Source organism: Thalassotalea sp. Sam97, assembly GCF_041379765.1.
In the GTDB taxonomy this organism is placed as follows: domain Bacteria; phylum Pseudomonadota; class Gammaproteobacteria; order Enterobacterales; family Alteromonadaceae; genus Thalassotalea_A; species Thalassotalea_A maritima.
In genome coordinates, this window is sequence record NZ_CP166919.1 from 1,984,258 (window position 1) to 2,006,066 (window position 21,809).

At 45.1% G+C, this 21,809-nt stretch carries 16 protein-coding genes; 4 read left to right on the forward strand and 12 right to left on the reverse strand.

Translation table 11 applies throughout. The features are described from left to right. Positions 1-10: 10 nt before the first annotated feature. From ACAX20_RS09000 to ACAX20_RS09025, 6 genes are all read right to left on the reverse strand, one after another. Positions 11-883: a CoA transferase subunit A gene (locus ACAX20_RS09000; protein ID WP_371185580.1), complete on the reverse strand. Its 873-nt coding sequence runs from the start codon at positions 881-883 to the stop codon at positions 11-13. Further along, the gene (locus tag ACAX20_RS09005; RefSeq protein WP_371185582.1) at positions 883-1,782 is read right to left on the reverse strand and encodes a VOC family protein; all 900 of its coding nucleotides are present in this window, start codon (positions 1,780-1,782) and stop codon (positions 883-885) included. The genes ACAX20_RS09000 and ACAX20_RS09005 overlap by 1 nt, the downstream gene beginning before the upstream one ends. A 401-nt stretch (positions 1,783-2,183) precedes the next feature. Then, positions 2,184-4,517, reverse strand: a complete 2,334-nt coding sequence (locus ACAX20_RS09010) for a TonB-dependent receptor (RefSeq protein WP_371185584.1) — start codon at positions 4,515-4,517, stop codon at positions 2,184-2,186. A 607-nt stretch (positions 4,518-5,124) separates the two neighbouring features. Beyond that, on the reverse strand, positions 5,125-6,057 hold the full coding sequence (locus ACAX20_RS09015; RefSeq protein ID WP_371185586.1) for a MaoC/PaaZ C-terminal domain-containing protein: 933 nt from the start codon (positions 6,055-6,057) through the stop codon (positions 5,125-5,127). Between the two features lie 2 nt (positions 6,058-6,059). Then, positions 6,060-7,271 carry a thiolase family protein gene (locus ACAX20_RS09020; RefSeq protein WP_371185588.1) on the reverse strand — a complete coding sequence of 404 codons (1,212 nt, stop codon included), beginning with the start codon at positions 7,269-7,271 and terminating at the stop codon, positions 6,060-6,062. Further along, entirely contained in the window at positions 7,271-9,118 is a 1,848-nt protein-coding gene (locus tag ACAX20_RS09025) for a long-chain-acyl-CoA synthetase (RefSeq protein ID WP_371185589.1), read from the reverse strand. The genes ACAX20_RS09020 and ACAX20_RS09025 overlap by 1 nt, the downstream gene beginning before the upstream one ends. 201 nt (positions 9,119-9,319) lie before the next feature. Between ACAX20_RS09025 and ACAX20_RS09030 the strand changes: the two genes are divergently transcribed. From ACAX20_RS09030 to ACAX20_RS09040, 3 genes are read left to right on the forward strand one after another with little or no spacing between them, the layout of a single operon-like run. Then, a complete protein-coding gene (locus ACAX20_RS09030) occupies positions 9,320-10,159 on the forward strand; it encodes an alpha/beta fold hydrolase (protein WP_371185591.1) in 840 nt (279 codons plus the stop codon). Between the two features lie 17 nt (positions 10,160-10,176). After that, positions 10,177-12,294, forward strand: coding sequence for an FAD-dependent oxidoreductase (locus ACAX20_RS09035; RefSeq protein WP_371185593.1), 2,118 nt, complete (start codon positions 10,177-10,179; stop codon positions 12,292-12,294). A gap of 24 nt (positions 12,295-12,318) precedes the next feature. After that, positions 12,319-13,506 carry a dienelactone hydrolase family protein gene (locus ACAX20_RS09040; RefSeq protein ID WP_371185595.1) on the forward strand — a complete coding sequence of 396 codons (1,188 nt, stop codon included), beginning with the start codon at positions 12,319-12,321 and terminating at the stop codon, positions 13,504-13,506. Positions 13,507-13,916: 410 nt separating this feature from the next. Here ACAX20_RS09040 and ACAX20_RS09045 read toward each other — a convergent pair whose 3' ends face one another. After that, a complete protein-coding gene (locus ACAX20_RS09045; protein ID WP_371185596.1) occupies positions 13,917-14,474 on the reverse strand; it encodes a lipocalin family protein in 558 nt (185 codons plus the stop codon). Between the two features lie 144 nt (positions 14,475-14,618). On the opposite strand from ACAX20_RS09045, the gene ACAX20_RS09050 reads away from it, so the two are divergent. Further along, the gene (locus tag ACAX20_RS09050; protein WP_371185598.1) at positions 14,619-15,131 is read left to right on the forward strand and encodes a DUF962 domain-containing protein; all 513 of its coding nucleotides are present in this window, start codon (positions 14,619-14,621) and stop codon (positions 15,129-15,131) included. A gap of 96 nt (positions 15,132-15,227) precedes the next feature. Here ACAX20_RS09050 and ACAX20_RS09055 read toward each other — a convergent pair whose 3' ends face one another. The 5 genes from ACAX20_RS09055 to ACAX20_RS09075 all read right to left on the reverse strand — a co-directional run bounded on the left by ACAX20_RS09055 (position 15,228) and on the right by ACAX20_RS09075 (position 21,809). Continuing rightward, positions 15,228-16,610: an NCS2 family permease gene (locus ACAX20_RS09055; protein ID WP_371185600.1), complete on the reverse strand. Its 1,383-nt coding sequence runs from the start codon at positions 16,608-16,610 to the stop codon at positions 15,228-15,230. Between the two features lie 496 nt (positions 16,611-17,106). After that, positions 17,107-18,246, reverse strand: a complete 1,140-nt coding sequence (locus ACAX20_RS09060) for an acyl-CoA dehydrogenase family protein (protein WP_371185602.1) — start codon at positions 18,244-18,246, stop codon at positions 17,107-17,109. A gap of 14 nt (positions 18,247-18,260) precedes the next feature. Next, complete coding sequence (locus ACAX20_RS09065; protein WP_371185604.1) at positions 18,261-19,448, reverse strand: acyl-CoA dehydrogenase family protein; 1,188 nt, start codon at positions 19,446-19,448, stop codon at positions 18,261-18,263. 9 nt (positions 19,449-19,457) lie between these two features. Next, positions 19,458-20,624, reverse strand: a complete 1,167-nt coding sequence (locus ACAX20_RS09070) for an acyl-CoA dehydrogenase family protein (protein WP_371185606.1) — start codon at positions 20,622-20,624, stop codon at positions 19,458-19,460. Further along, complete coding sequence (locus tag ACAX20_RS09075) at positions 20,625-21,809, reverse strand: lipid-transfer protein (RefSeq protein ID WP_371185608.1); 1,185 nt, start codon at positions 21,807-21,809, stop codon at positions 20,625-20,627. It lies immediately after the preceding gene.

The following is a 21,809-nucleotide window of genomic DNA, read 5'->3' on the forward strand; positions in this document are numbered from 1 at the left end:
TTACCTCTTATTAATACACCGGCTGTGGTAATGATTGAATGTGCTCTAGACCACCAACAATTGCTTGGTATTCGTCTTCAGAGCGATTTAACACGTATTGCTCTGCATATGCTTGGAAACCACCCTCTTTGGCAGTTTTTGCATACGCTTTAAAATGATCAACGTCAAAGCCGTATTCTGGTTGACAAGAACTTGGGTGTGCACCACCTGGGATATGAATCACACCGGTTGTGCAGTTACGCTCCCACAGAACTTTATTTGCTTGTGCTGGATCGTAGAAGTATTCGCTATCAACCACTTCTTCACAGCTCACGAATGCTTTATCAGCAGCACGAACAAACCATTCGTCCATAAAGCAGTCTTGGGCGTTAATTTGACATACACCGCGGGCATCGGCTTTATTTACATGTACCAATGCCATGTCCAATTTGATCGCAGGCATCGCCACCCAATCTTTGTTGTCGTATGGGCTTGAAATCACTTCGATATCGTTGTGACGAATAACGTCGGTACCTAAGCCAACCGCGGTTGGAATAAACGGACAACCCCATGCAGCTGCGCGCAGACCATGCAATAGCATGCCTTCGTCAACTTCCATTACCTCAAGGCTACCGGCTTGGCGCGCCTGACGAAAATAAGGCTCTAACGGCATGAAATCTAATGATACAAAAGCAAAAATAAGCTTTTTCACTTTACCTGCAGCACATAGCATGCCGACATCGGCACCACCGTATGAGACAACCGTTAGGTCTTTTACATCTGAGTTTAAAATGGCGCGAATTAACGCCATCGGCTTACGTCTTGGACCCCAGCCGCCAATACCGATGGTCATACCATCTTTTAAATTGGCTACCACATCTGCGGGGTTCATTAATTTGTTCATTATTCTTGCTCTCCTTGTTGGCCAACGCTGAAGTCGTGTCCCCACAAGCTGACGCGAGTAAATTCAAATACAGAATGTTCATCCCAATCAACTTGCAAACCCCCGTAGCCGTATTCCATATCAAAGCCCGATGGGGTTTTCATGTAGAACGATACCATTTTGTCGTTAAGGTGCTGGCCAAGTGTTGCCGACAACGCGACACCGTGCTCTTGGAAGCGGTCATACGCACGACCGACTTCGGTCATGTTTTCTACTTCTACCATGGTGTGTACACAACCTGACTCAACAGGGAATGCACAAATCGCTAAGCTATGGTGACGCGGGTTTGCACAGTGCATAAAGTAAATTGGCAGCGGATCCATATCCGGTGCTGGTTTGAAATTGAAAATGTCACTGGTTTCAAAACCTAGCACGTCTTGTAAGAATGCGAGTGTTACATCAAACTCTGGCGCAGGTAATACCGTGTGACCTAAGCCCATCTCACCGGTGACGAACTTATTGACGCCTTGTGGTGATACAAACGGTAAACAATCAGAGCGATGGCCCCAGTAAAGTTCATGGGTGTTGCCTGATGGATCTTGTAAAATCGCAAGCGCTTGCACACCACGCTGATCGCACAGAGCGGCACTACCCATTTCCCAAGCAACGCCTTTTTCATTTAATTCTTTGGTCGCTTGGTCAAAATCAGCTTTCGATGCTAATTCCCAACCTGATGATAGGTAGCAGTCGCGCTCGCCTTCTAAAATCAAAAAGCGAAACGGACGCTCATCCATTTTCACGTATAAACCGCCGTCAGGCGCCGTTGAAGTCATCATGCCAAGTACGTTTTGGGCATAATCTTGCCATTTTTTTAAATCGGTTGTTTGCGCTACAAAATAGCCTAACGCTTGAATGTCCATAAGATTCTCCGGTTTTCTAGTTGTTAGCCATTATTGATAAACCCCGCTATCGACTCATCGTCCGTAAAGACTAAAGCTGACAGCGAGAAAAAAACTGCCCCGCGAACACCACCACTATCCGTTACGAATAGGGTATTTTTAATAACCTTCATACAAACGGTGAAGCAGAAAAAACAGTCAGTTAATAAAGAACTTAACGTTCTGTCGGTATTAAAAGGTAAATTAACTAAAGGTTGCTGATATCAACACAGCAGGTGTTGCTAACGCGTTATATACAGATACGTTGAGCAGTTGGGAGCGCAATGAACACGGACAAAAAAGCGGGCATGCTACAAACGACATGCCCGCTTCATTCATGCTAACCAAGAATCGATTTAACCGAATCTCTAAGTACTCACGTGTTAGAAGTCAAATCGTACATCGATACCATATGATGCAGGCGCACCATACGTTTGCGCGTCAAAAAATGACATATTCGCACCATGAACAATATACTCTTCATCGGTAATGTTACGACCCCAAGCCGCGATATTTAGACTTGAGCGATCACCCACATCGATGTTAGCTAGGCTGATGCGTGCATTAAGTAGCTCGTACGCATCGGCAATCAGGGTTGGATCAGAAACCGAGAACTGATATTCATCAACTAACACGTAATCGGCGTGAAACAGAACATCGCCCCAATCAAGCTCAGCTACTGTCCAGTCCATCGCTAGCGTCCCGGAGTATGTGGTTTGGTCAGTGTATTCTGGATCGGTATACTCAGTGTCCTGATAACCTAAGCTAACCGTGAATGATAAGTCAGGCGTTGCCAAGAATTGGGCATCCACTTCGACACCTTTAGTTTCGGACTCTCCGGTATTACGTGATACACGAATAGTGCCATCAAGCTCGGTTTTTTGCAGGTTGGTGTTGTCATTGAAGAACAACGCGGTGTTAACCATCAGACGATCATCAAGCGTAATCGACTTCATACCTATTTCATAAGCGGTGGTATCTTCTGGATCCGATGGCGTTAATGTTCCTTCAAAGTTTGCTTGGCCGGTTGATAAAAAGGCAAAACGATCGATTGAGCCCGGGTTATAAACACCCGACGCGTAACCTTGCTGAATACTTGCGTACAGCGTGAGATCATCATCATAGACATAATTGGCCAAGATTGAGCCAACGGTTTTTGACCAACCTTTTTCAGAGGTAATATCGTTTGCTAACATCACATCCGGTGCTGACAAATTGGTCAGTGTTCTATCGTCTTGGGTATAGCGTATACCGGCGATGATATTTAACTGATCAGTCAGTGCGTAATCGAAGTTGGCAAATACCGCTTCCGATTCCGCGCTAACATGATAAAAATTACCAAAGGGCAGTGGATCAGCAAATAGAATATTCGCGCCTCGGCCTGTAAATATACTGAGCGCCCACGGATTGATTTCTTCGCCTTCTTCTTCAAAGTAGTAATAACCCGCGACGTATTTCAGCTGACCATTGATAAAATCACCTATCAATTGGAATTCTTGTGATTTTTGATCTTGCTCTTTGGTGCCGCTAAAGTGAAAGCCCGGTAGGGTAATAAGATTACTATAATCGAGGCTCGGTGGCATGGTCGTAAAATCGAGCGCCGCCCCCATATAGGCACCACCATCTAAATCAACACCATCAAGAATATGCGACTTATAATCACGATAGGAGCTTATTGACTTAAACATGTGATTTTCCGCAAAATCCCACTCTATAGTTAAGTTATGACCCTCAATATCCACTTTTTCAGGACCATGATTATCGAGAGAGAATTCAGTTTGTCGGCTCGCATCATGCTCGTTAGCCGCCATCATGGCAAAAACATTGCCGGCATATAGAGTGTTGTTACCAAGATTTAGAGTTGGTACCGTTGGATCCGCAAAGTATGGGCGGACATTACTGATTTGCGTCGGAATAGACACTGCTTCACTATCGGTACTGTCGTAGCTGTAATCTACCATAAAGGTATCGCCTGTATAACGCAGCACAAAACGCATGGCATCAAGATCTTCAGAGCCTAAGTGTTTTTCTTTTGCGCCTTCAAAGGTATTGGTTGCCCAACCATCTTGTTCGCTGTGCAAATAGGTAAATTTGGCAGTAAAATCCCCAAATGCACCAGTATCAATGGATGTCTTGGATTTAAATTGATTGAACGAACCCGCCGTAAAAGTTTGACTAAATTCAAACTCATCTGAAGGCTTTTTAGTCACCAAACTCAGTGCACCACCCGTGGTGTTTTTACCCCATAAGGTACCTTGTGGACCACGCAATACTTCAACGCGCTCTAAATCGACAATATTAAAAATAGCACCAGCATTGCGTGCTAAGTAAACACCATCGAGATAAATACCCACTTTCGGATCAATTGCCAGTGATGGTTCACTAACACCCAAACCACGTATATTAATACCAACGTTAAATGAGCTGCCTATTGCCGGCGAAATTCTCACATTCGGCGCTAATGAATTGATATCACCAATATCTTCAATGCCATAATTTTCAATCGCTTCTGAGTTTAATGCGGTAATCGCGATGGGTGTTTCTTGTAAAGAACTAACACGTTTTTGCGCGGTTACTTCAATACGCTCAATGCCCTTTTTATCGGCTTCTTCTCCCTGCTCCTGCGCATAAGCTACTGATGATAATGCGCTGACAATAGCAAGAGCTATCGGTGCAATCGCAAAGCGTCCCTGTTTGTTACTTGTTGTTTTGGTCATATTAGGTGGTATCCATCTTTATAATTTTGTTTATAACGTTTGTTTTCCAGGTCTTTTGTTGTCATTTTTTGTACAGACCTAACTCGTTTGTATAGATATTAACCACACCACTCATCGTCCATTTGAACTAAGCAGGCTTTTAACAGAGATGATAATGCGTTGATTAATTGAACATAAAAAACGTTAAAGGTTTACTGATGAACGGTATTGCTGCTAGCGTCACCACAACTGAAAGCCCAATGCTAAACGCAGACAACGAATAGCAAGCACAAAAAAAGGCCACTTGCCGTAAGACAAGTGACCTTTATCACGCCTGGTTGGGAGTGGCGAGAACCGGTATATACCAATCACATTAAGTTATTGCTCACTCAGTGAGAATTTAAAGGCTTTTAGGCAAGGCTTTGATGCAGAGAATGGTTACTCCATTGTCAAAATCAGTTACGCAGCATAAAAACCTTTAAAACTCACCCGAAGGGAGTTTACCAGAGGCCCATTTACGGCCCTATATTTCACTAATATAGAATGACTATATCAATGAAACCTATGTTGTAACTGAACCTCTGCCCTAACTCTGAGTTGGGCACAAACTTAGTGTAATTGGTATTCATTAACGATAGTAAATCACTAATTCATTGATAACCGATGGGCGCTCATTATCCACTACGTGAATATGCACCTCTAAAATAAGTTGAACACCTTTAGGGCTAACGCTGACATCTTTGACTTTTGCGCGGGCGTGCACCACAGAATCAACGGGTACCGGAGCTGGGAAACGCAGCTTGTTCGAGCCATAGTTAACCATGGTATTAAAACCTGTCACTTCGTAACCTAATGGAATTTGCAGTTTTGATTGCAATACCTGCACAAGTGACCCATGAGCAATGGTGGTACCATACGGACTTTCGGTTTTAGAACGCTCAGGGTCGGTGTGGATCCAGTAGTCATCACCCGACAAAGCCGCAAACTCATTGATGATATCTTGGGTAATGGTCAGTTCATTACTCCAGTCGGTGAACGGTTCGTCGGCGAGTGCCATAAGCGCTGCTTGGTTGGCAAGTGGGACAATCACTTGGCCTTTATCATTGCGCGTTAAACTCTCTAGTGGGTTAGCATAGGCCTTGTTACCATAATCAGAATCAACTGATGTAAAACGTACTAAGGTATCGCCTGCTTTTGATACATGATCAAATACTGGCTTTAATGTCATGCCGATTTTTACATCTTGTTCGTTAACACCAACAATGGTGCTGTTCATGCGAATGCCTTCCTCGAACTCAACCACAGCTAATATCTGTAGCCCTTCATCAGCAAATTCAGGTAACGTCGGAATACGGGCAATGGTGAAGCTATAAAGTGTTGCTTTACCTTTGACTTCTTGCCACTGTAAAGAATGCGAAAAACAGTGCTGACAATGTTTACGTGCGTAAAATGTCCAGCCACCACAATCATCACATTTAAGTGCTGTTAATTTGTGTTCAGCTAAGTTTTTCCAAAATGGCTTAGAAATATGGGTAGAAATTGGTAATGGTTTTGCGCTCATGATTATGCTCCCTGTAACACTAAGGCACCTTGTTCACTCATAACACCGCCGGTACCGCTAACAAACACATTGTCACAAGTACCCAGTTGGCGATCGCCCGCTCGTCCAGTAATTTGGTGGAAAGCTTCGATAATTTGCGACATACCACCGGCTGCACCAGACTGACCAAAGCTCAGTTGACCACCATGGGTATTTAATGGGAAATTACCTTTGAAGGTTAAATCGTTCTCCATCAAGAACTTCATACCCTCGCCTTTTTTGATAAAGCCAGCATCTTCCAACGACAGTAAAACGGTGATGGTATAACAATCATAAATTTGTGCTGCGTGCATATCGGCCGGTGCTAAGCCTGACATTTCAAACGCTTTTTTCGCTGCGGCAGCAACCGGAGTCACTGTCATGTCTTTCGCGTACGACGGTGATTTAAACGATAAACGCTCACCAAAACCTTTGATTACCGCTGGGCGATGGTTGGTGCGCTCAAGTAGTTCTTTGCTGGCAACAATCACCGCAGCACCACCTGCTACTGGCATCACGATTTCCAATACGTGCAGGGGGTCGGCAACCATCTTAGATTCTAGTACGTCTGAAATACTGAGAGGCTGGTTGTAAAATATCGCATTAGGATTGCTTAGAGCGTTGGTGCGCTGATCGACAGCCAATTTAGCCATCGCTTCTTGATTGTAACCATACTGGGCAGCGTAGCGCTGAGCAATCATCGCATACCCGGTATTTTGGCCCATATGGCCATACGGTAGATCGAATTCAGCCTCTGGTGCACCAAAGCGAGTACTATGGCCACCGTATTTCATTGCCTCAAATAACCATGATGGATCTTCATTTGGCGCAAACGGTGCCATGCGTGCAGGGATCACACACAGCACCGCTTGACATAAACCCATCTCAATGGCGGCCGCAGCACGCCACATCATGCCAACACCGGTACATCCACCTAAGTCAACCACTTCGGCAAAGTTTACTTCAATACCAAGGTATTCAGCGGCCATCGCCGGTACGAACACTTCCGCTTCATGAAATTGCGCGCCATTAACCACAATACCGTCTAGGTCGCTTGCTTCTAAACCCGAGTCTTGCAACGCTTGATGAGCAAGATCTGCCACCTGCTCCAGATGGAACATTTGCGGTGCCGTTTTGTACTTTTCCGGTTTATATTGAGCAGCACCAACAATGGCCGCTTTTCCTGTAAGACTCATTAAGCCTCCTCCTTGTTAAATTTTGGTACGCCCAAATTCGCTAATGCCTGCTCAGAATAAGGAACATAATCTTGGGCTTTGTCATCTTTGATGAACAATTGATCTTTACAAAGCTCTGGAGAGTAACCTTGGCGTTGTAAATCTACTTTACGTAGCTTAAATGTTGTTGTCATATCCGCCTGCTCACTCACTCGAACAAATAACGGCTCAGCGTAGTGTGGTAGGTTATTATGACAAATTTGATAAAATTCTTTACTGTTAAATGACTTGCCTGGTTGCATAACCACGTTCGCCATACCGGCGCGACCTTCATGCTCTGGCACAAGTACACCGTATACGTTGATAAATTCTGCGTCACTGTACTGTGCTAACACCGTAGCCACTTCTTGTGTTGACACGTTTTCACTCTTCCAGCGGAAAGTATCACCAACGCGGTCGACAAAGTAGAAATAACCATTTTCGTCGTACTTAAGTAAGTCACCTGAGCGCCAATACGCATCGCCTTGCTGAAATACATTGCGAATGATCTTGCTCTCGGTGTCGTCGGCATTGGTGTAACCTTCAAAGCGTCCGGCACCAACATCAGGATGATCAACAATAAAACCTAAGCCTTCACCGACTTCGCCAGGTTCACACAAAATACAAAAACCGTTTTCGTCGCGCACGTAATCATCAGCTTCAACATCAAATTTAACCAAACGGAAATTGGTTTTTTGCCAATCCGGCACGCGGCCACATGAACCGATAAAGTTATCTAAGTTAATTAAATTGGTATTTGATTCGGTTGATCCCCAACCCTCAAAAATATCCATCTCACCGTAGGCGTCAAGCCAACGTTGCCATGACTCGGCACTTAGCCCTGCCCCCATCATAGCGCGTAACTTATGCGCTGGTGCAGGAATATTGCGATTTAATAAGTAGCGACAAATCTCACCAATGTACTGGCATACGGTAATGTTGTGCTCAGCAATTTCTAGCCAGAACTTGGAGACGCTGAACTTACGACGTACCACTATTGACGCACCACTGGCCAAGGCCGTTGACGTCACTGACGTTGCCGCCGCACCATGATATAACGGCAAGCAGCAATAAAACACGTCGTCTTGCGTCGCATTGATGGTTACTTGCATAACATCACCTGAGCACAACCAGCGCAAATGGCTATAAATCGCCGCTTTCGGCAAACCGGTGGTACCCGAGGTAAAAATCAACAGCATTGGGCTTTGGGCAACAACATCTGCGCGAATCGTGCGGTCAAATGGTGTGTCTGCAATTTCTGGTAAGGTGGCAATCAATGCATCCGAAAATTGACTAGTCTGCGCGCTATCGGCAGTTTTTTCTGAATCCGTTAAACGCCAAAAATTCGTCGTTGCTAAGTCTTCGGTATCGATAAAATTTTGTAGACACTCATCACCGACAACCACAGCCTTTGCATTGGTACTTTCAATCGCGTGTTTTAATGGGATACCCGATACATGAGTATTTAAAAACGCCGTGACAGCGCCAATTTTGGTTAACGCAAACCAAGTGATAAAAAATTCAGGGCGGTTTTCTAAGGCAATCGCACAGGTATCGCCTGGGCGCACGCCTAAGCTATACAATGCGCGGGCATATTTATCCGCTTGCTTATTTATCTCAGCATAACTGTAGTTTTGCCCTTGATAAATAATAAAAGCGCGATCTGCATATTGGCTTGCTTGCGCTTCTAATCTGTCTGCTACCGAATACGATTGTTTCGGGTGGATTTTCATCGCCGCAGCACTGCGTGCATCCATTTTCGCTTGCGTTACTTGCCTATCGACAACGGTACGCTCGCTCGGCTCTTTCATCATTACATTGGTTGTCATAAAAACATCACTCGATCTGGCGTTAAACATCGTTACTTCTTAACGCTAGAGACTATGCCTGCGCTGGGCTATAGAAAAATCGTCCATTTTGACTAATAGCTCTAGAAATCTGCCGATTCAGGAGCATTGGTCTAAATGGACGATGAGCTGACATTGACCGCTCCCTAGAATCAAGAGAAAACTAGTAAAGGAAATATGACAATGACATTCGATCCCTACGAACATTTGCCTGAAGGGCACTACACCACACTTAGCAATGGCATTACAGTACACCATTTAGATGTTGGTACTGGTCCAACGGTTATTTGGTTACACGGCAGTGGCCCAGGCGCAAGTGGTCACAGTAACTTTAAAGGCAACTACCCGGCGTTTGCAGAAGCGGGTTTTCGTAATATCGTGCTTGACTTACCTGGCTTTGGTCGAACCGACAAGCCAGAAAACGTTGCCTATAACCTAGAGTTTTATGTAGAGTGTTTGAACCTATTTATCCAAGCACGTGATTTAGGTCCGGCAATTTTATTAGGTAACTCATTAGGTGGCGCGATAGCCCTTGGCCAAACATTAGCACACCCAGAAACGGTATCACGTTTAATTTTAATGGCACCAGGCGGTGTTGAAGAGCGCGAAACCTATTTTGAAATGGAAGGCATCAAACGCATGGTTGAGGTATATAACCAAGGCCCTATGACCATTGACAAGATGCGTGAAGTAATGAAACTGCAATTGTTTGATGCATCAGCGTTAACCGATGATATCCTACGTGAGCGTGTTGGCGTAGCAGTAACCCAACCAGCGAACCTATTCAGCACCATGATGGTACCAAACATGACCGAACGTTTGCATGAAATCAACGTTGATTGTCTTGGTTTTTGGGGTGTTAACGATGTATTCAACCCACCGATGGGCACTCATAAGTTTTTAGATAATATGAAAAATGCCAAATTTATCATGCTAAATAATTGCGGTCACTGGGTACAAGTAGAACACACTGACTACTTTAACCGCATGTGTATTGATTTTCTTACTCACCCTGAGTCATAAGAGGCGCAGTAATTGTTATGACAACATTCTCTCACCTTTCAAAGCCAGGCAAAATTGGCTCACTTGAACTAAAAAACCGCATGTTAATGGCACCAATGGGCTCAAACTTTGCGGAAACCGATGGTACCTGTGGCGAGCGTATTCAAGCCTTTTATGAAGAGCGCGCTAAAGGCGGTGCGGCAATGCTCACCATGGGTGTGGTATCAGTCGCTTATCCACATGGTACTGCCGAGCCTTATCAGGTTGGTATTTCCGAAGATAAGTTTATCCCTGGCCTTAAACAGCTGACTGACCGTGTACATCAACACGGCACCAAAATTGCCATCCAGTTACAACACGCGGGTAAAACAGCGGTTCGCGACCTAGCTGAAGGGCGAGATTTATGGGTACCCTCTATGCCAGCGCCACACAAGACTGATATGATGAACGACTTAACCAAGTCAGAATTATCTCGTTTCATTCGTACTGCCGGTACTTCTGCTCCTAAAATCCGTGTGATGGATAAAGACGATATCCAGCAAATGGTGCAATGGTTCGCCAATGCCGCGGAACGCGCTGTAAAAGCAGGCTTTGATGCCATTGAACTGCATGCTGCCCATACCTATATTATTGCTGGTTTCTTATCCGGGTTTACCAACAAACGCGATGACGAATACGGCGGTCCGATTGAAAACCGTGCCCGCTTATTACTTGAAGTGATAGCGGCGGTTCGTGAAAAAGTCGGTAACGACTTCCCGCTTTGGCTGCGCCTTGATGCACAAGAGCTGCATATGCCAGGCGGTATCACCATAGACGATTGTCGCACGGTGGCGAAAATGGCTGAACAAGCGGGTGTGAATGCGGTGAGTGTGTCAGCTTACGCTAACCCAACTAAAGGTGAAGCGTTTACCGAAGCACCATTAGTACACAAACCTGGACAATTTATCGATTGGGCGAAAGCGGTAAAATCGGATGTCAATATACCGGTTATTACTGTCGGTCGATTAGAGCCGGATGCCGCCGATAAAGCGATCAATGATGGTGTGTGCGATTTTGTTGCCTTTGCCCGCAAATTATTAGCCGATCCCGAACTTCCGAACAAAGTACTAGAGGGTCGTCCACAAGACATTCGCCCATGTATATACTGTTACGCCTGTGTAAGCCAAATTTTTGTTAACGAGCGCGTTAAGTGTGCTGTTAACCCATTTACTGGCCAAGAAGCAGAGCTTGCACTGACAGCAGCAGAGCAAAGCAAACACGTTGTTGTCGTCGGTGGTGGCCCTGCGGGTATGGAAGCGGCGCGTGTTGCGGCATTACGCGGTCATCGCGTCACCTTATGTGAAAAAAGCAGCTACCTTGGCGGTACGCTATTTTTTGCAACCCTTGCTTACGGTGAGAACGGCGCCCTACTCGACTACCTGGTTAACGCCGTAAAAAATAATGACAACATTGATATTCGCCTTAACACCCAAGTTGATAGCGCTTTGCTAGAAGAGCTAAATGCCGACGAAGTCATTATGGCTATTGGTGCCAATCGCAACGCGCCAGACATTGACGGCGCCGATCAAAACCACGTTTGGTCAGGTGATGAATTGCGCTTACTTATGACCGGTGAAGGCGAAGAAATCGCGCAGCGCAAATTAAGCTTTAAACAACGCATGATGATGAAGTCTGGCTCGTTAATTGGTATCACCAAAAGTACCGATGCACTGCAAAGCTTGTCTAAGCTTTGGATGCCACTCAACAAAGATGTGGTGATCATTGGCGCTGGTCTTGTTGGCCTTGAATTGGCGGAGTTTTTAGTTGAACGCGGTCGTAACGTCACCGTTCTTGCCGAAGATGAGATTGGCGCTGAGATTTCCATCGTCCGTCGTTGGCGGGTACTTGCGAACTTAAAACAGCACAGCGTTAACATCATCAAATCGGCAAGCGTATCACAGATTAGCAAAGACAACGTTATCTACCAAACAGCAGATGGTGAAACTAAAACCGTTGCGGCATCGTCGGTCATTATTGCTACCGGTGCACAAGACAACCAACAGGCGGCACAAACCCTAGCTGGTGATATCAAGGTGCACAATATTGGCGACTCAGCCTCTGTTGATTACATCGAAGGCGCATTAAAATCGGCAACACGATTGGCTGTCACGTTATAAACCGGAAAATAAGGATGTAATGATATGAAAAAATGGCTTATTGGCACATTGGGTGTTGCCGCTACCATCATTGGTGCTGGCATCTACCATGTAGAAACCGAGTATGCAGGTATTGGCTTGCCATGGAACGACCGCGTCGATTTACCGGTATTGCCACACTATGACAATCTCAAGCAACAGCTTAGTGCCAGCGATCACGGCGAACTCTACTTTGCCTCGAAAAGTCCTTATGATTTTTCGGTGTTGCTGAATAATTTTGAGCAAGCACCTGTTACAACCGGTATGGGCACCTTGTTTTTGCCAGATAATATCGAACAGCTAGGTGCGGTGCCAGCGATGATTATCATCCACGGCAGTGGCGGTTTGAAACCTGAGCGTGAAAACGGCTACGCCAAATTATTCAACGAGCTTGGTATCGCTGCGTTTGTGCTTGATTATTACCAGCCGCGAGGGGTAACCAGCGATCACAGCTATCTGCAAAAAACCTTAACGGCATCGGAAACCGACATCGTCGTTGATGCATACGCTGCGCTTAAGCTGTTATCGACGCATCCGTACATTCAAGCAGATAAAATTGGTGTGACTGGCTACTCATACGGCGGTATGGCGACTCGCTATACTATGGATGCCCGTGTTAAAAACATTTTAGCACCAGAGCATCCTGGCTTTGCGCTACACGCCGATTTTTATGGCCCTTGCCATCAAACGTTAGGCAGCAATGAAACAACCCAAGCGCCTTACTTGGCTGTGTTTGGTGATAGTGATAACAGTGTTAACCCTGCTGCCTGTAAAATCGTGCATAAAGCATTAGCCGATGCCGGTAGCGACGTTGAAGTCCTTATGTTAGCAGGCGCCGGTCATGCTTGGGAAAACGTTATTGAACGTAAAGAATACGATTTCCCGTACATCAAAAACTGTAGCTTTAACTTTCAACCAGAGACTGGCTTACCCATGATCAACGGTAAAGTAACCAGCTACGCTGATGAAAATGCCGATCGTGGTCAACGCGCTTACGCTCGCGCCAAAGTAATGATGGACGCTCCTGAGTGTATTGGTAAAGGTTATATCGTTGGTCAAGACGACAATGCCGATCGCCAAGCCAAAACGGCGTTAACTGCCTTTGTTAGCCGCCACTTACTTAGTGAGCAAACCGTGAAAACGGCTGAGACAAATGGCAACAGTGAAGCAGATAACACCGAGGCAACTAACTAATCCTATTCTGTATTAGTACTCACCTTATACCAATTACACTAAGTTTGTGCCCAGCTCAGAGTTAGGGCAGAGGTTCAGTTACAACATAGAGTTCATTGATATAGTCATTCTATATTAATGAAAAATAGGACCGTAAATGGGCCTCTGGTAAACGCCCTACGGGTGAGTTTTAAAGGCTTTTATGCTGCGTAACTGATTTTGACAATGGAATAACCATTCTCTGCAATCAAAGCCTTGCCTAAAAGCCTTTAAACTCTCACTGAGTAGGCAATAACTTAATGTGATTGGTATTAAGCCCATGTGTGGTTCACATTTGGGCTTTTGTTTTACATGTGGCTTGGTTTGTCCATATGTCCCGAGTCGTTAGCTTTACCCTACTTATGTTCACCCCACTACTTATGTTCACCCCACTACTTATGTTCAACATGGCTCTGTACATCCACATCAGGTTCAACCCCGTGGTCGACATAAATCAGCTCGCTGACATCAAAGCCACGTTCCTTGGACATTTGCTCAAACTTATCTTTTACCGTCTGACTTACCTCAGGGCTTCTTGCTAACAGCCAAAGATAATCGAGATTTGGACCGGAGACAAACGCATAGTCATAATTAACCGGCTCAAGCTCAAACACCACGTATGAGCCATAAAATGGACCGAAAAACGATACCTTTAAGTAACCTTGATCTGTGCTATCAACAAAATACGCTTTACCTTCAGCCTGCTCCCAGATTTGTTCATCGGCGTTAAATCCGCGGTTAATGACCCTTACCCCGCCGTCACCACGTAAACTATAGTTTGCCGTCACATTGGTTAAACCATGCTCAAACGAATGATCTAAGCGGGCAATTTCATACCATGTGCCCAAGTATTTGTTGAGCTTAAAATTGTCCACCGGTTTTATTGACTTTGGCATGCCTATGCAACCAAATAAAGCACTTAACATAGCCAGGATTAAGGCAATTCGCATAACGTTCTCCTTTAACAGCGAAACCACAAGAAAACAAAAGTCGTTGTATTCTCAAAGCATAACCCTTAAATTATGTTGAGGATACTGCCTGGAGCAAAATGCTTCGTCATCCTATCAAAGATAAATCAACCTTAGAGCGTAAAAATGAAGTCTGTTGATCACTTACTAAGTATCTATAAAAGCGTACATTTAAATAAAAATAATATTATTACCCACTTTATTGGTATTCCATTAATCTTGTGGTCCGCTGCACTGGTATTTGCAACCGTGACATTTGATGTTGCTGGCGTGAGCACCAATCTAATGCAAGTGTTAGCAGTGGTTATTTTTGCCTATTACCTGGTTCTCGATATAAAACTTGGCCTAGTAGCCATTGCCTTAATTGCCCCCATTTGGCTACATGCACAAAGTGTCGTCGAGATGCAAAGCCCTTATCTTATCGCTGCGATTGTATTTGTCATTGGCTGGTTATTTCAATTTATTGGTCACTTTTATGAAAAAGCCAAACCGGCTTTTTTTGACGATTTAAAGCAGTTGCTAATTGGTCCACTGTTTTTGGTTGCTGAAGTTTGCTTTGCTCTTGGCTTGTTTAACAAGCTAGAAAAACAGGTAACAGCAAAAGCGCTAGAACTGCGCAAGAAAATGACGACCGAATAGCCGGTTAGTCGACGAACAAACACAAAAAAACGCTCGTTCATTGAACGAGCGTTTTCATAAAATTGAGACGAATAGTTAATTCGCCAGCGACACAAATTAAATCGCCCAACCGCCTGCGTAAAAGGCAACTAAAGCAACGGTGATTAACACAGTACCGATATTTAGTTTTCGCCATTCGCCCGCCATAACTCTGCCGCCTACCAAACAAACAAAGCCCAGCATGATACCCGTTACGATATTCGACGTAAGCACGATAAACACAGCACAAACCAAGCCAGCTAATGCACCGACCAAGTCATCAAAGTCTAACTTGGTTACATTACTCAACATCAATAAGCCAACATACATTAACGCTGGTGCGGTGGCGTAATTTGGTACCAAGTAACTAATAGGCGATAAAAATAGCAACAATAAAAACGCTAGGCCAACCACAACCGCGGTCAAGCCCGTTTTGCCACCCGCCGCTGTGCCAGTTGCCGACTCAATGTATACCGCAGCAGGTGAACCGCCAGTAAAGCCCGAAAAAATACTACTGACCGAATCAGCCGTTAGCGCCTTACCACCGGAAATAATATTACCTTTGTCATCAACCAAATTAGCCTGGCCCGCTACCGCTCGTATGGTACCGGTCGCATCAAAAATCGCCGTCATAACCAGTGCTAGCACGCTTGGTAAAATAATCGGGTTAAGTGCGCCCATAATATCCATTGAGCCAATCAATGACTGTTCACCAGTAAAGGTTGGCAGGGCAAATACACCTTGGAAAACCACATTAGGGTCAAATACTAAACCTAATAATGAAATGATCACGATAACCAATAAAATACTGCCCGTTACGCGTCGTTTCTCAAGACCAATAATTGCCGCTAAGCCAAATACCGACATCAGCACAGGAAACGAAGTAAAATCACCTAATTCAACTGGTAACCCAGCATGCGGGTTCTTAACAACGAGTCCTACCCCATTGGCGGCGATGAGCAATAAAAACAAACCGATACCAATGCCAGCGCCGTGAGCGATACTTGACGGTAAATTAGTCAAGATCCATTGACGTAGCCCCGTCACCGTAATAGCGGTAAAAACAACGCCCATTAAAAATACCGCGCCTAACGCCACAGGAATTGAAACGCCTTGGCCTAAAACCAAACTGAATGCGGTAAATGCCGTTAACGAGATAGCACAACCAATCGCCAATGGCAGCTTTGCCCATAAGCCCATTAACAACGAACCAAATGCAGCAACAAGACAGGTGGCAATAAACACCGCACTTTGATCAAAACCAGCCGCACCAAGCATGTTAGGAACAACGATAACGGAATACACCATAGCTAAGAAAGTCGTCGCCCCCGCCAGCAATTCTTGGCGAACAGTGCTACCCCGCGCAGAGATTAAAAAGTAATTATCAAGCCAACGATTATTAGCCGTTTGACCAGTTACTCGACTGTTATTTTGTTGGGACGTAGAAACAGATTCGGACATTATGTTTACCTTTTACGTATATATGTTAAAGCATCAGTTGCGTGAATTACGCACCGATATGTTTAACATTTAAATTATTTGAGTGGTTCACACATCCGTGGTGAACAGTAACGTAGGAATCGCTTAACAAAGCGTATTGGATAAACCTACCCATATGATTGGATCACGGAGAATATAGGGCTAAGCGTATTTTAGCAATAAAGAGACTAAGCAATGTTGCCGTTCTAAGGCAAACTGTGACGTTTTAGATACATTTGTTACAACTGTGAAGATTAACCTAGGTTAGCTCCGCTACACCTTACTTCTGTCACTAACACAAATCACAGGGGCACAAATCAAATTGTCAGATCAATCTATTTGATGACAAAGCCGTTAGATCAAAAAAGCACATCCTGCTACTGATAGTAGCTTTAGAGATGTGCCTTTTTATCTACAATCTGCTCTTACAATTAGCGCTTACATATATGCGGTTATATTGAACACATAAAGTAGGCGATTACAACACGATTTGAGCGTAACGCTGTTGATGGTACGCTCTATCGCCTAGAATGGCTTGAGCAACGCGTACGCGCTTTAACAACAGACCAATGTCTAGCTCATCAGTCACGCCAATACCACCGTGCATCTGTACTGCTTCAGATGATACCTTATCAGCCATCACTGACACTTTGTACATAGCAAGGCTCACTGCTTTGGCGAGTTTTTCAGGGCTTAGCTGCTCAGCTTTGGCTTTATCAATGCTTTCTGCGGCGTGTAAGACACAGCTACGCGCGACTTCTAATTCACTGTACAACCACGCTGCGCGGTGTTGTAGCGCTTGGAATGAGCCAATCGGTGCGGCAAATTGCACGCGGGTTTTCAAATACTCCACTGTTGTGTCAAATAGATTTTGACACGCACCAAGAATTTCTGCGGCAACACAACAACGTGCGACATCTAGGCTTTGCTGCAAATCGTCAAGACTTAGCTCTGCTGACGACAGCAACGCTGATTTGGCTACGTTAACATCAGCAAGGCTAACTTGGGCATAATTGCGGCTATCGATAAGCTCACGTGCTGATAAGTTTATGTTGGAAGTATCCGATGCTAGATAGAACAATCGATATGCGTCACTGTCTTTAGCTCTGGCCACAACCACAAAACCATCGGCGCCATTTGCGTCGATGACCATGGTCTTGGTACCCGATACGGTATAACCAGCCTCGGTTTCTTCAAACGTGGTTTGAATGTTCGCAGGGTTGTGGTGTGCACCTTCATCTAATGCAACGGCAAGTCGTAATTGACCGCTAATAATCGATGGCAACAGCTCTTTTTTGTGCTCTTGTGTCGCATGACGTTCGATTAAACCACCAGCAAGTACCACAGAGCTAAGCATAGGCAACGCACAAAGGTTGCTACCTAATTGCTCAAAAATTACCGCTAAACCTTTGGCACTAAAATCAAAGCCTTCGTACTCTTCAGCAAACGGCATTGCCGGCCAACCCATTTCAATCACTTGTTGCCATACGTTTTGGTCAAACTTGTCGGCATTAGGGTTATCACGTAATTCGCGTTGCGCAGCAATAGGGCTTAAATCTTGAATGAACTCTTTGGCAGAGTCCGCTAACATTCTTTCTTCTTCATTTAATACTAACATGATGAATTAACTCCCTATTTGCCATCTGGTAAGCCAAGCACACGTTTGGCAATCACATTAAGCTGAATTTCTGACGAACCACCGGCAATGGTCTGAGTAAAACTGTTTAACCATGCTTTGGTCATAGCTATTTGGCGCTCGCTATAGCCATCACCTTGATGACCTAGGCCGTTAAAGCCAGCAAGGTCGAGTAGCAACTCAAATTTTTGTTTTTCTTGCTCGGTATGCAACAACTTCATGATGGACAATAAACCCGGGTTATGCTGACGGGCGATCATTTCATCTTTCATGCGTTGCGAGGTTACGTGAAACGCTTCTTCTTCCATCATGCAGGCAACGGCTTCTTGAACAAGGCCACTGTCTTTGCTGGCGCCAATATCTTGCATATATTGACCGATGGCTGGTTTTAATGAGAAATGCGTCGGTAAGGTAAACTCACCAAACTTTGACATCGCCATACGCTCGTGTTGCAACAATTGCTTAGCTAACGCCCAACCTTTGTGCTCTTCACCAATTAAGTGATCAGCTGGCACTTTAACGTTATCAAAGAACACTTCACAAAACGCAGATTTTCCAGCAATTAAGTCAATAGGACGCACCGTCACACCTGGGCTGTTCATATCAAGCACGAGTAAGCTGATACCGTCGTGTTTTGAATCTGATTTGCGAGTACGGAATACACCGTACATCATGTCAGATTTATCACCGTAAGAAGTCCAGATTTTGCTGCCATTAATGACATAATGATCGCCTTGGCGTTCTGCTGTAGTGCGAATATTGGCTAAATCTGAGCCAGCATTTGGCTCACTAAAACCTTGACACCAGCGTACTTCACCGCGGGTCATTGGCGTTAAGAATTTTGCTTTTTGCTCTTCAGTGCCGTGTTCTAGCACCACCGGACCTAGCATCCAAATGCCTAGGTTAATTTGAGGTGGGCGACATCCTAAACGACGCATTTCGGTTTCAAGTACTTTAACTTGTTTGGCATCTAAACCGCCACCACCGTACTCGGTCGGCCAAGCTGGGCAAAACCAGTTTTTGTCACGCATGGCGTTAAACCATTGACGTTGCTCTTCGTTAACAAATTCGACCTGACTACCACCCCATACGAGTTCACCGTCAGGGATTGGCGTGCGCATGGCTGGTGGGCAATTTGCCTCAAGCCATGCACGGGTTTCTTGTTGAAACTGTTCAATACTCATCACTACTCCTTAACGTGTACGAGGCAGATTCATACCTAATTGCGCAATTAATTCACGCTGTATTTCATTGGTGCCACCACCAAAGGTTAGGGTCACCGACGCTCTTACTTCATATTCTAATTCGCCAAGTAAGAACGAGGCAGCTGATCCATGCTTAACCAATGAGTTACCGCCAACAATATCAATCAATCGGCGAAGAATTTCAATAGCCGATTCACTGCCATAAACTTTCGTGGTTGATGCTAAACCAACATCCATTTGCCCGCGCTCTAGATCGGCTGCAATACGGAAGTTGATTAAACGCATCGCTTCTAAACGGCTGTAACATTCAGCCAGCGCTGATTTCACCCACGGTTTATCGATGGCGCGCTGACCATTTTCATCTTCAGTTTTTGCCCATAATAAAACACGAGTGTACAAACCAACGACCTTATCAGACCAAGAGCCTAAGCCTAAACGCTCATGATTAAGTTGAGCGGTGATAAGTTTCCAGCCTTTGTTTAATTCGCCAACCAGCATATCTTGAGGCACGCGAACGTTATCGTAGTAAGTCGCTGTGGTGCTGTTTGAACAAGTTGGGATCAGCGTATGTGAGAAACCTTCGGCTTTGGTATCAACGATCATGATTGAGATACCTTTATGACGCGGCAAATCTGGATCAGTACGTGCTGCTAACCAAATGTAATCCGCTTCATTAGCACCTGACGTCCATAACTTGTTACCGTTTACGACAAAATCGTCACCGTCTAACTTGGCGTGGGTTTTTAGCGTTGCTAAGTCCGAACCAGCACCTGGCTCTGAGTAACCGATGGCAAAATGAATTTCACCTTGGGCAATACCCGGTAAAAACATTTCTTTTTGCTTTTCACTACCGTGCGCCATTAACGATGGTCCCACCGTGCTGATGGTTACAAATGGCAGTGGTGCACCAGCAATATTAGCTTCTTCAAAAAAGATCAATTGTTCAGTAGCTTGATAGCCTTGACCACCGTGCTCTTTTGGCCAGCCTACCGCTAACCAACCATCTTTACCCATTTGACGGATAACGTTGCGGAATGTATCGCCGCCTTCGCTACCGCGCAGAGCTACCTTTAATTCAGGCGTCATTAAATCGGTAAAGTAATCGCGAATTTCTCTACGTAGTTTTTTTTGTTCTGGGGTTAAATCAACAAACATTTACACGCCCTCATTGGTACTTAAAATTAGACCGCTGGTTGGCACACCTGTGCCCGCCGTCACCAGTACATTTTCTACATTCTCGACTTGGTTTGTCGCACTTCCGCGCACTTGTCGAGCACCTTCTGCAATGCCGTTCATACCGTGAATATAGGCTTCACCAATTTGCCCACCGTGGGTGTTCACTGGCAAGATACCATCGCGAGTATGTTGCCCAGAGCGGACGAAATCTTTGGCTTCGCCTGGTTGACAGAAACCAAATTCTTCAAGCTGAGGTAATACAAACGGCGTGAAATGATCGTACAACACGGCGGTTTGGATATCGTTTGGTGCCAGCTTAGACTGCTTGTACAAGGTTTTAGCAACCACGCCCATTTCTGGTAAACCAGTAATATTGTCTCGATAGAACGAGGTCATTTCTTGTTGCCCTGGGGCAATACCCTGTGCTGCACCGCGAATATACACCGGCTTTTGTTTTAAATGCTTAGCAACATCGGCGCGAGTAATAACCATAGCCACCGCACCATCAGACTCTTGGCAACAATCCAATAAGCGCAGTGGTTCACAGATCCAGCGACTTTTTTGATGCTCTTCTAGCGTGATCGGTTGTTGGTAGAAAAATGCATTTGGGTTGGTTGCCGCAAAATCGCGTGCCGCCACTGAAATGCGACCAAAGTCTTCCGTTGTTGCGCCGTATTCGTGCATATAGCGTTGGGCAAACATACCAATCCATGCTGCTGGCGTATGGAAACCGTGTGGCATATACCAACCATAATTAACATTCTGAACGATTGGCGTATCATTAAAGCCATAGTTACCGCTGCCAAAGCGGTACCAAGAACGCTCGTTCATGGCACGATAAACAACCACGGTATTGGCGGCGCCACTTATAATCGCCATTGCCGCATGCAGCAATGGTGCACACGCTGCACCACCACCATGTGGGGCTTGCGAGAAGAAGTTTACCTGCTTACAGCCCAATAGACGGGCAATTTCGTATTCTGGTACTTTATCGACCGAGTAACTGGCAAAACCATCAACGTCTTTCGGGTCAATACCCGCATCTTCAAGTGCCGCCAATGTTGCTTCTAACGCGAGACGCAATTCAGTACGACCAGAGTTCTTTGAAAATTCTGTTTGACCAATGCCGACAATGGCGGTTTTTCCTGCGATTTGATCCGTCAT

Bases quoted from the DNA above. Each gene is read 5' to 3' on its own strand.
- ACAX20_RS09070 (WP_371185606.1), bottom strand. From the start codon at position 20,624: ATGTTTGTTGATTTAACCCCAGAACAAAAAAAACTACGTAGAGAAATT.
- ACAX20_RS09055 (WP_371185600.1), bottom strand. From the start codon at position 16,610: ATGTCCGAATCTGTTTCTACGTCCCAACAAAATAACAGTCGAGTAACT.
- ACAX20_RS09005 (WP_371185582.1), bottom strand. From the start codon at position 1,782: ATGGACATTCAAGCGTTAGGCTATTTTGTAGCGCAAACAACCGATTTA.
- ACAX20_RS09045 (WP_371185596.1), bottom strand. From the start codon at position 14,474: ATGCGAATTGCCTTAATCCTGGCTATGTTAAGTGCTTTATTTGGTTGC.
- ACAX20_RS09075 (WP_371185608.1), bottom strand. From the start codon at position 21,809: ATGACGGATCAAATCGCAGGAAAAACCGCCATTGTCGGCATTGGTCAA.
- ACAX20_RS09000 (WP_371185580.1), bottom strand. From the start codon at position 883: ATGAACAAATTAATGAACCCCGCAGATGTGGTAGCCAATTTAAAAGAT.
- ACAX20_RS09040 (WP_371185595.1), top strand. From the start codon at position 12,319: ATGAAAAAATGGCTTATTGGCACATTGGGTGTTGCCGCTACCATCATT.
- ACAX20_RS09015 (WP_371185586.1), bottom strand. From the start codon at position 6,057: ATGAGCGCAAAACCATTACCAATTTCTACCCATATTTCTAAGCCATTT.
- ACAX20_RS09030 (WP_371185591.1), top strand. From the start codon at position 9,320: ATGACATTCGATCCCTACGAACATTTGCCTGAAGGGCACTACACCACA.
- ACAX20_RS09010 (WP_371185584.1), bottom strand. From the start codon at position 4,517: ATGACCAAAACAACAAGTAACAAACAGGGACGCTTTGCGATTGCACCG.
- ACAX20_RS09020 (WP_371185588.1), bottom strand. From the start codon at position 7,271: ATGAGTCTTACAGGAAAAGCGGCCATTGTTGGTGCTGCTCAATATAAA.
- ACAX20_RS09035 (WP_371185593.1), top strand. From the start codon at position 10,177: ATGACAACATTCTCTCACCTTTCAAAGCCAGGCAAAATTGGCTCACTT.
- ACAX20_RS09065 (WP_371185604.1), bottom strand. From the start codon at position 19,448: ATGAGTATTGAACAGTTTCAACAAGAAACCCGTGCATGGCTTGAGGCA.
- ACAX20_RS09025 (WP_371185589.1), bottom strand. From the start codon at position 9,118: ATGACAACCAATGTAATGATGAAAGAGCCGAGCGAGCGTACCGTTGTC.
- ACAX20_RS09050 (WP_371185598.1), top strand. From the start codon at position 14,619: ATGAAGTCTGTTGATCACTTACTAAGTATCTATAAAAGCGTACATTTA.
- ACAX20_RS09060 (WP_371185602.1), bottom strand. From the start codon at position 18,246: ATGTTAGTATTAAATGAAGAAGAAAGAATGTTAGCGGACTCTGCCAAA.